The organism is Microcoleus sp. K5-D4 (assembly GCF_036704575.1).
Lineage (GTDB): Bacteria > Cyanobacteriota > Cyanobacteriia > Cyanobacteriales > Microcoleaceae > Microcoleus.
The window spans coordinates 38,863-46,388 of sequence record NZ_JAUBSD010000049.1; the positions used below are offsets into that span (position 1 = coordinate 38,863).

Sequence of the window (7,526 nt, forward strand, 5' to 3'; positions counted from 1 at the left end):
AGCCCACCCCACAAGAAAATTTAGTTTTTGTGGAACAAGCAAATTCATGTCTTGTGGAACAGGCATCTTGCCTGTTCCTGAGAATGGTACGGGCAGGCATGATGCCCACCCCACAAGAAAATTTAGTTTTTGTGGAACAAGCAAATTCATGTCTTGTGGAACAGGCATCTTGCCTGTTCATGAGAAGGGTACAACATCTCAGATATTACCGAGTTTGAAAGATATTCTGCACCATTTTCTTATCTACACTCGCCGCTGCCTTATCCAATTCGGCAATCTCCCCGGAGTCTAATTCCCAGCCCAAAGCACCAATATTATCCCTCGCCTGTTCCACAGATTTAGCCCCCGGAATCGGAATAGTTTCTTTGCAGATGCACCAGTTAATTGCTACCTGCGAAACACTCTTGTTTCTGAATGCCGCTATTTCTCGCAAACATTCCAAAAGCGATCGCATTCCCGGAAGTAGCTGCTTGCACGCCAAACCTCGAATACCTTTAGGAAGAGAGCCATTTTCCGAATATTTACCCGTCAGCAAACCCAAGGCTAGAGGACTGTAAGCAATCAATTTTATCCCCAATTCATCGCAAACATCATTCAATCCGAGTTGTGTCACCGGATAGGTAGAAAGTAGCGAATATTGCACTTGTAAAGTAACAATAGGAATTTCGCGATCGCTAAATTTCCGGTGCACCCATTTCAGCCGTTTCGGCCCGTAATTAGACAAGCCCACTCCCTTGACCAATCCTTGCTCGTAAAGGTCAGCCAGACCGTCTAAAAGAGCCCCCTCTTGCCAAGGAGCGTAATTCGCTGTGGACCAGTGCATTTGTACCAAATCTACATTTTTTCCGAGGCGCGCAGCAGAGGCTTTGCAAGCCGATATCATTGATTGTCGCGTCAGCCTCCAAGGATAAGCAGCCAGTTTTGTCGCAATACAAATACTGTCTTTATTTGCACCTTGATATTGTTGAGAAAACTGCCCCAAAAGCTGCTCGCTGCGTCCGTTTAATTTGCCAGTTCCGTAAGAGTCACCGGTATCGAATAAAGTGACGCCGTTACTAACACAAAGATTGAAAACGGCTTGCAATTCCTCGTCCATACTTTCATTGTAGCCCCAGAGCAATCTGTTGCCCCAGGCCCAAGTGCCGCAGCCCATTTTTGGCAGTAAAATTGTTTGCTTTGTTTGCATTTTTATTGATGGGAGTTGTTGGTAATACGGATATTTTATAGGAACATAACTCGGTATCCCATAGCCCCCAGCAGAGCTGTTTCATTCTGCCACGGGCCGCCAGGGACTCAAGTCCCTGTCTAATAGCATAAGTCGGTTAAAACCGACTCAAATAGTAATCTCAATTTTGAAAATTAGAGTTACACATATATTCTGCGCTAACTCTATACAAAAACAGCTTTGATAAAATTGCTACAGTCGTCTAAAGACGACTTCAGCTATGAAACAGGGGTTTAAACCCCTGTTGGACTGTCGGACTAATGGCACGCCCTACAAAATTACCAATGACTGATGACTCTTTATTCTTTTACGTGGTGGGCGAGGGTGAAGGTGCGGTGTTTTTAATAGGTTGCTCTGGCTTAGCTTTCGGGTCGGGTTTGGGTGGCGCAGGTGGAGGAAAATTCGCCGCGCGTCTGGGTATTTGTAGCGCTGTTCGGAATGCAGAAGACGGGAAGAAAGCACTAAATTGAGAAAGTCGATCGGCGGTGGGTTCTGGCGCATATTCCCACAAGCTTTCGTAGTAGAAGAAAGCGACGCCTAAGCCGTATTCTTGGACTGCTTGCACCTGAGATTTAATTTGCTGAATCGGTACGGGGTTATTTCTCAAGCCTGTCATAATCCCAACTCCGGTGGGAATTTTTTGCTGTGCTTCTTGCATTTCTGGACGGTTAATCTTGTCCACAAAAGATTCTAAATTGGGACGGTAGACTTGCACGATTAGCTCGTCGGCAATATCCAAACGCACCCAAGCCAGCCAATCTTGCAGGTGATGTTTGTAAGCAAAATCGTAGTAATTGGGAGAAATTGAGAAAATTGCATTGGGTTTGACTGCTTTGACGGCTTGATTTAGCTGCGACATAAAAGCGGTAATTTTATTTGCTCGCCACTGCACCCATGCTGGATTTTGAAAATCTTTTGGGGGAGCTTTTTTTGTTTCTTTGGTATACAAAGCAACTGTGTAGTCATCGTAGCCAAATTCCGCCGGCAAACTCATGTGATCGTCAAATTGTATGCCGTCTGCGTTATATTGAGTGGTGATTTCTAGTACGAGTTCGGTAATGAATTGCTGCACTTCTGGATGAAAGGGATTGAGCCAAACTACTTCGCCGCCGGCGTCGTTTGAGGTTTGGCTGCCGTCCTGTTTTTGTGTCAGCCACTCGGGATGAAGTGTGGCTAATTCTGATGTGGGAGGAGCCATGAAACCAAACTCAAACCAAGGAATCACTAACAGGCCTTGGCGGTGAGCTTGCTCGATTAAATCGGCGAGCATATCTTGTCCGTCTAACCCTCTGTAAACAAAGGGTTGAATGTCTCTTTGCTGCGCTACATAGCTGGGATACATTGCATAGCCAGAATTCCAGGCTACAGGATAAATTGTGTTGAAATTTAACCGCTTTAATTGGCTGACAGCATCTCCTAGTTTGCGACGATCTCTGAGGATGTCTTTGTCGTTTGTCGTCATCCAAACGCCGCGAATTTCCTGGCGGGGTTGCTGGGCGATCGCAGGAATCAAGTTGTTCGCCACCAATACTATAATGAATGAGAGGGCAAACAGAAGCGGGAAAAGAGTTTTAATCGATCGCTGCCAACTGCGCGGAATGATGCGTAATGTCATAGTTTTGAATGGTGAGTTAGCTATCGAAACACACCCCGGCATAATTTGGTGATAAAATTTGGTCGCTCTACAGTCTACAGCCATTGGCGCTGAATGTGGAATCGGTTAAGTGCAATAAGTGGATTGATGTTATGCGATCGCAACTAAGCGAAGTATAATCTATGACACAGAGAGTAGATGAGAGCATTATGTCAAAGTGCTGGGAAATCATTCATTACGCACTGCAAGCTCTCTTTACCGGACAGTGTGGCCCAAGGAATGCGATTGCTGTACAATATCGGTGCTGGAATATTTCGATCGAACATCTGTAATTGTGAAAGATTTAGTGTTAATTGGTGGCGGTCACAGTCATGCTATCGTATTAAAAATGTTCGGCATCAAACCGCTGCCGGGAGTGCGTTTGACTCTGATTAGCGACGTGCTGCACGCGCCTTATTCGGGGATGCTGCCGGGACACGTTGCCGGGTTTTACGATTATGATGAATGTCACATCGATTTGCGATCGCTCGCTGAATTTGCCGGGTGTCAAATATTGGTTGATCGGGCGATCGCGATCGACTTTAACAAAAACTTAGTTATTTGTCAAACTCGCCCTCCGGTTAATTTTGACTTGCTTTCTGTGGATATCGGCAGCAATCCTGCGAGTTTATCTGTACCGGGTGCAGCAGAATATACAATTGCAGCTAAACCCGTACCGGAGTTTTTAGCTAGCTGGAATCAGTTAATTTCCGAAAGAGCAAACCATCCCCAAAAACCTCTGCGGATAGCCATTGTAGGCGGCGGTGCAGGCGGCGTAGAATTAGCATTAAATATGCAATCTCGATTGGGGAAGGAAGAGGTAAGAACGAAAAGGGAAGAAAATTTAGAAAATTTATCATCAGAAATTCATTTGTTTCACAGCGGTGCTGAATTAATGCCTGCACATAACCATCGGGTGCGCCGACGCCTTCAAGAAATTCTCATCAGTCGCAGCATTCAATTGCATTTAAAGGAAAAAGTCTGTGCCGTAAAAAAGATTGAGAGAGAAACCAATCCTCAATTCCCTACCGATTACCAAATTTCCTGTAAATCAGGTTTAGAATTAGAGTGCGATCACATTTTTTGGGTAACACAAGCATCGGCAGCCAATTGGATAAAAGAATCCGGTTTAGCAGCCGACTCAAACGGCTTTATGCAAGTCAACGATTGCCTGCAATCAGTCTCTCACTCCAACGTATTTGGGGCTGGCGATATCGCTGCGATGGTTAATTATCCCCGTCCCAAAGCAGGCGTGTTTGCCGTGCGTCAGGGCAAACCGCTGTTTGAAAACTTGCAGCAGTTTTTATTGGAAAAACCGCTGAAACCCTTTGCACCGCAGCAACAATATTTAGGGTTAATTGGTACTGGGAATAAAAGGGCGATCGCATCTCGCGGATCTTTCATGTGGGAATCGGCGCTGCTGTGGTACTGGAAAGATTGGATCGATCGCCAATTTATGCAAAAATTTAGCAATCTGCCCAAAACCCGCAATACCAAATAGCAATACATTCAGATATTTTCCGTTCTTCCTCTGTGTCCTCTGCGTCCTCTGCGGTAAATAAAAAAAGTCTTATTCAAAAACCATTGAAGCTTGCTATAGTAATATCAGAAGTAAGAAAAACTAACTATGTTCAGAAAAATGGGATTTTGGCTGCTTTGGATTGCATTTATCACCTACGCCTTTGTATTTGCACCACCCGACAGCCCCGAAAAAACCATCACACTAATTACCAATATTTCCACAGGCAAAATAGCAGACATCAACCCTTTAATTGTAGCGTTATTCAACCTCATGGGAGTCTGGCCGCTCATCTACAGTTGCGTCTTATTTGCTGACGGCAGGGGCCAGAAAATACCTGCATGGTTATTTGCCACTTTATCCTTTGGCGTCGGCGCCGTTGCCTTGCTGCCTTATTTAGCCCTGCGCGAACCGAATCCAGAATTTGCCGGTCATAAAAATATCTTTTTAAAGATATTAGACTCCCCTTTTACGGGAATTTTCTTAACATTAGCTGCTGTTGGTTTAGTTGCCTTTGGCTTGACAAAAGGTGATTGGTCTGATTTTATTCAGCAGTGGCAGACTAGCCGCTTTATCCATGTAATGAGTTTAGATTTTTGTATGCTTTGCCTGCTATTTCCTGCCTTATTACGAGACGATATGGCGCGCCGAGGAATGCAGAACTCTACAGCATTTTGGGCAGTAACATTAGTACCACTGTTCGGGCCGCTGGCTTATCTGTGCACGCGCAAACCGCTGCCGGAAACTAATACTGAAACTGTTACGAATTAGACAGCCGTGCAGGCAAGTTTCAGTGTAATGTAGGAATTAATCACAAGTAATCAGACAAGAAACAGGCAAGATGCCTGTTTCATAACAATAAGTAAGTTTTATTGTGGGTCGTTGCTCCTAGTTGCCCGCCCATGAAACACTGATTACAAATAGTGCAAAATCTGAGTATTAATCTAAATACTTATCTCCCAATCTCTAGCAAATGAAAAAATTTCCTATCGTTGGCATCACAACATACAACCGCTGTCCAGCAGGCGAATATCGCTTAAATGGAACTTATATTGATGCAGTTCAGGCGGCTGGTGGCATTCCGATTTTACTGCCGCCCAATCAATTAGATCCGGCTAGTATTTTGGATGCAGTAGATGGTTTGATTTTTTCCGGGGGCGGAGATATCAACCCAGAACTTTATGGCGGTTATGTCGATCGCACAGTTTACTCGGTTAATGCAGAACGCGACAATTTTGAATTAAACTTAGCAAAGCTAGCTTTGAAGGCTGACATACCTGTGTTGGGGATTTGCCGGGGAATGCAAATGTTGAACGTAGCCAGCGGTGGCAGTTTGGTGATTCACGTACCGGATGCTTACGGAGACGAGGTTAATCACGGATCGGGAATTCCCCCACGTGCGATCGAGCATACCATTGAAATTGAGCCAAACAGTCGGCTAGCAAAAATTATGGGAAAAACTTCAACAACAGTTGTTTCCTGGCATCATCAAGCAGTGCGGAAGGTAACATCCGATTGGCAAATAGTAGCCAATGCACCTGACACTTTGGTAGAAGCAATGGAACACTGTTATCACCCTTGGATGATAGCAATTCAATGGCACCCGGAAATGTCACCTAACTGTTCGTTCAACTCTCGAATTTTTCAGGCTTTCGTAGAAGCAGCAGCTTCAAGATTTATAAATTCTACCAAGTCCGAATCAAAGGCAATTTATACATTTTGATAGTCACTTATTCTTGATAGTCAGTATCTATTTCAATATCCAGGGTATCTTCATCTATTCTGACATAAAGAACATTCGGGCGACAGCAAACCTGACAATCTTCGATATATGATTGCTCCATACCACCGCTGATATCAACAAAAGTTGTACTCGGTTCGCCGCAGAAAGCACAGTAATATTCAGCCGTTGTTTGCATCTTTTTCGCACTCTCTTTTTGTGACTTCGTGGCGGTAGCGAAACATATCTGTTAACCGCATTTCCACCCACCAACCTAACAACAAATCGACAATCGGGCCGCCCGGTATCGAAAATGCGATCGCATCTGTCAATCTAGTCTTGCCATTTTCTGAGGTAAACTCGTGTCGGTGAGTCCAACTTGCCATCGGCCCCTCAGTTTGTTCATCAACAAACAAGCGATATTGTTCGCACTCAGTGTGAGTCGCCACCCATTTTACAGGAATCGGCCCCAATAACAGGCGAAATTCTGATACAGCACCCACATCGAGTCCCCCTTCGCGTCGAATGATTTTCACCGGTTGCCAAGGCGGAGTCAAAAGTTGCAGAATGTCGGGCCTTTCGTGAAAGTTCCAGACTGCTTCAACAGTGGCATTAATCAGCGACGAGTATTTAAAATTGGGCATTGTATCCTTGGGCTAGACAGTTAAGTGCGATCGCGTTTCAGCATTTGCAGTATTATCCTCTGTATCAGTACAAACAGCAACTGTTAGTTTCAATCCCAAAGCATTCAGCCAAGTTCCCAGATTATAAATCGCATCACTTCCTTGCTGCGAAAGCAATTCATCCAGTTTTTTTAAGTGCAATTCATATTGTTCTGGAGACATCTGCTGTTTGCCAAGAGCTTCTGCTACATTGCTAAGTACCATTTTTAGCAGTTCTGACTCCGGGTTTTCTTCTTCAAAAAAAGCGTCTAGATACATAGCAGAATCTCTTGGCTTTTTGAGAGATTCTATTAGAAAGGGATGGTAAGGTAAACTTTTAGGCATTATCTTCACTCCTGTAATCAGTCCAGTATTTGATAGCTTGCTGTATGTCTCGGTCTTGAGTGCTTTTATCCCCACCTATTAAAAGCAGGATAATAGTTGTGCCGACTTGTCCGAAATAGATTCGGTATCCAGGGCCATAATCTATTTTTAATTCATAGACTCCTTCTCCAACAAATCGATAATCTCCGATATTGCCGAGTTGAACTCTGTCTAATCTCAACCTAATTCTAGCTTTAGCTTTGCCATCTCGGAGAAAATTAAACCATTCCTCGAAAGGCACTTTGTTATCTGGCGTCGTATAACGCTGAATTTCTCTCGGTTGGACTTCGGGCATAATTATATTATAGTAGACCTCTTGCGAAAGTCTCAGGCGATGGCTAATTTGTCTTCAAAGAAAGTTCATAATTATAAATACCAGCTAT

The 7,526-nt window shown here is 44.2% G+C and carries 9 protein-coding genes; 3 read left to right on the forward strand and 6 right to left on the reverse strand.

What is annotated here, in order from left to right:
• Nucleotides 1-205: 205 nt before the first annotated feature.
• Together QUA77_RS16620 and QUA77_RS16625 are read right to left on the reverse strand one after the other, a co-directional pair.
• Entirely contained in the window at nucleotides 206-1,186 is a 981-nt protein-coding gene (locus QUA77_RS16620; protein ID WP_333451277.1) for an aldo/keto reductase, read from the reverse strand.
• A gap of 346 nt (nucleotides 1,187-1,532) precedes the next feature.
• Nucleotides 1,533-2,924, reverse strand: coding sequence for a glycoside hydrolase family 10 protein (locus QUA77_RS16625; protein ID WP_333451279.1), 1,392 nt, complete (start codon nucleotides 2,922-2,924; stop codon nucleotides 1,533-1,535).
• A gap of 196 nt (nucleotides 2,925-3,120) precedes the next feature.
• On the opposite strand from QUA77_RS16625, the gene QUA77_RS16630 reads away from it, so the two are divergent.
• The 3 genes from QUA77_RS16630 to QUA77_RS16640 all read left to right on the forward strand — a co-directional run bounded on the left by QUA77_RS16630 (nucleotide 3,121) and on the right by QUA77_RS16640 (nucleotide 6,100).
• Nucleotides 3,121-4,359, forward strand: a complete 1,239-nt coding sequence (locus tag QUA77_RS16630) for an FAD-dependent oxidoreductase (protein ID WP_333451282.1) — start codon at nucleotides 3,121-3,123, stop codon at nucleotides 4,357-4,359.
• Between the two features lie 126 nt (nucleotides 4,360-4,485).
• A complete protein-coding gene (locus tag QUA77_RS16635) occupies nucleotides 4,486-5,148 on the forward strand; it encodes a DUF2834 domain-containing protein (protein WP_333451283.1) in 663 nt (220 codons plus the stop codon).
• A gap of 202 nt (nucleotides 5,149-5,350) precedes the next feature.
• Entirely contained in the window at nucleotides 5,351-6,100 is a 750-nt protein-coding gene (locus QUA77_RS16640; RefSeq protein WP_333451284.1) for a gamma-glutamyl-gamma-aminobutyrate hydrolase family protein, read from the forward strand.
• A gap of 7 nt (nucleotides 6,101-6,107) precedes the next feature.
• Here QUA77_RS16640 and QUA77_RS16645 read toward each other — a convergent pair whose 3' ends face one another.
• From QUA77_RS16645 to QUA77_RS16660, 4 genes are read right to left on the reverse strand one after another with little or no spacing between them, the layout of a single operon-like run.
• Nucleotides 6,108-6,296 (reverse strand): CPXCG motif-containing cysteine-rich protein, encoded by a 189-nt coding sequence (locus QUA77_RS16645; protein WP_006635525.1) that lies wholly within the window; start codon nucleotides 6,294-6,296, stop codon nucleotides 6,108-6,110.
• Nucleotides 6,280-6,741 carry an SRPBCC family protein gene (locus tag QUA77_RS16650; RefSeq protein WP_333060397.1) on the reverse strand — a complete coding sequence of 154 codons (462 nt, stop codon included), beginning with the start codon at nucleotides 6,739-6,741 and terminating at the stop codon, nucleotides 6,280-6,282. Before QUA77_RS16650 ends, QUA77_RS16645 begins: the two co-directional genes overlap by 17 nt.
• 12 nt (nucleotides 6,742-6,753) lie before the next feature.
• On the reverse strand, nucleotides 6,754-7,104 hold the full coding sequence (locus QUA77_RS16655; RefSeq protein WP_333036868.1) for a transcriptional regulator: 351 nt from the start codon (nucleotides 7,102-7,104) through the stop codon (nucleotides 6,754-6,756).
• Nucleotides 7,097-7,438 carry a type II toxin-antitoxin system RelE/ParE family toxin gene (locus QUA77_RS16660; RefSeq protein ID WP_333036867.1) on the reverse strand — a complete coding sequence of 114 codons (342 nt, stop codon included), beginning with the start codon at nucleotides 7,436-7,438 and terminating at the stop codon, nucleotides 7,097-7,099. The genes QUA77_RS16655 and QUA77_RS16660 overlap by 8 nt, the downstream gene beginning before the upstream one ends.
• Nucleotides 7,439-7,526: the final 88 nt, after the last annotated feature.

What these genes read in the sequence shown, in the direction of transcription:
- QUA77_RS16655 (WP_333036868.1), bottom strand. Translation starts at nt 7,104, where the DNA reads ATGCCTAAAAGTTTACCTTACCATCCCTTTCTAATAGAATCTCTCAAA.
- QUA77_RS16635 (WP_333451283.1), top strand. Translation starts at nt 4,486, where the DNA reads ATGTTCAGAAAAATGGGATTTTGGCTGCTTTGGATTGCATTTATCACC.
- QUA77_RS16660 (WP_333036867.1), bottom strand. Translation starts at nt 7,438, where the DNA reads ATGCCCGAAGTCCAACCGAGAGAAATTCAGCGTTATACGACGCCAGAT.
- QUA77_RS16650 (WP_333060397.1), bottom strand. Translation starts at nt 6,741, where the DNA reads ATGCCCAATTTTAAATACTCGTCGCTGATTAATGCCACTGTTGAAGCA.
- QUA77_RS16625 (WP_333451279.1), bottom strand. Translation starts at nt 2,924, where the DNA reads ATGGCTGTAGACTGTAGAGCGACCAAATTTTATCACCAAATTATGCCG.
- QUA77_RS16645 (WP_006635525.1), bottom strand. Translation starts at nt 6,296, where the DNA reads ATGCAAACAACGGCTGAATATTACTGTGCTTTCTGCGGCGAACCGAGT.
- QUA77_RS16620 (WP_333451277.1), bottom strand. Translation starts at nt 1,186, where the DNA reads ATGCAAACAAAGCAAACAATTTTACTGCCAAAAATGGGCTGCGGCACT.
- QUA77_RS16640 (WP_333451284.1), top strand. Translation starts at nt 5,351, where the DNA reads ATGAAAAAATTTCCTATCGTTGGCATCACAACATACAACCGCTGTCCA.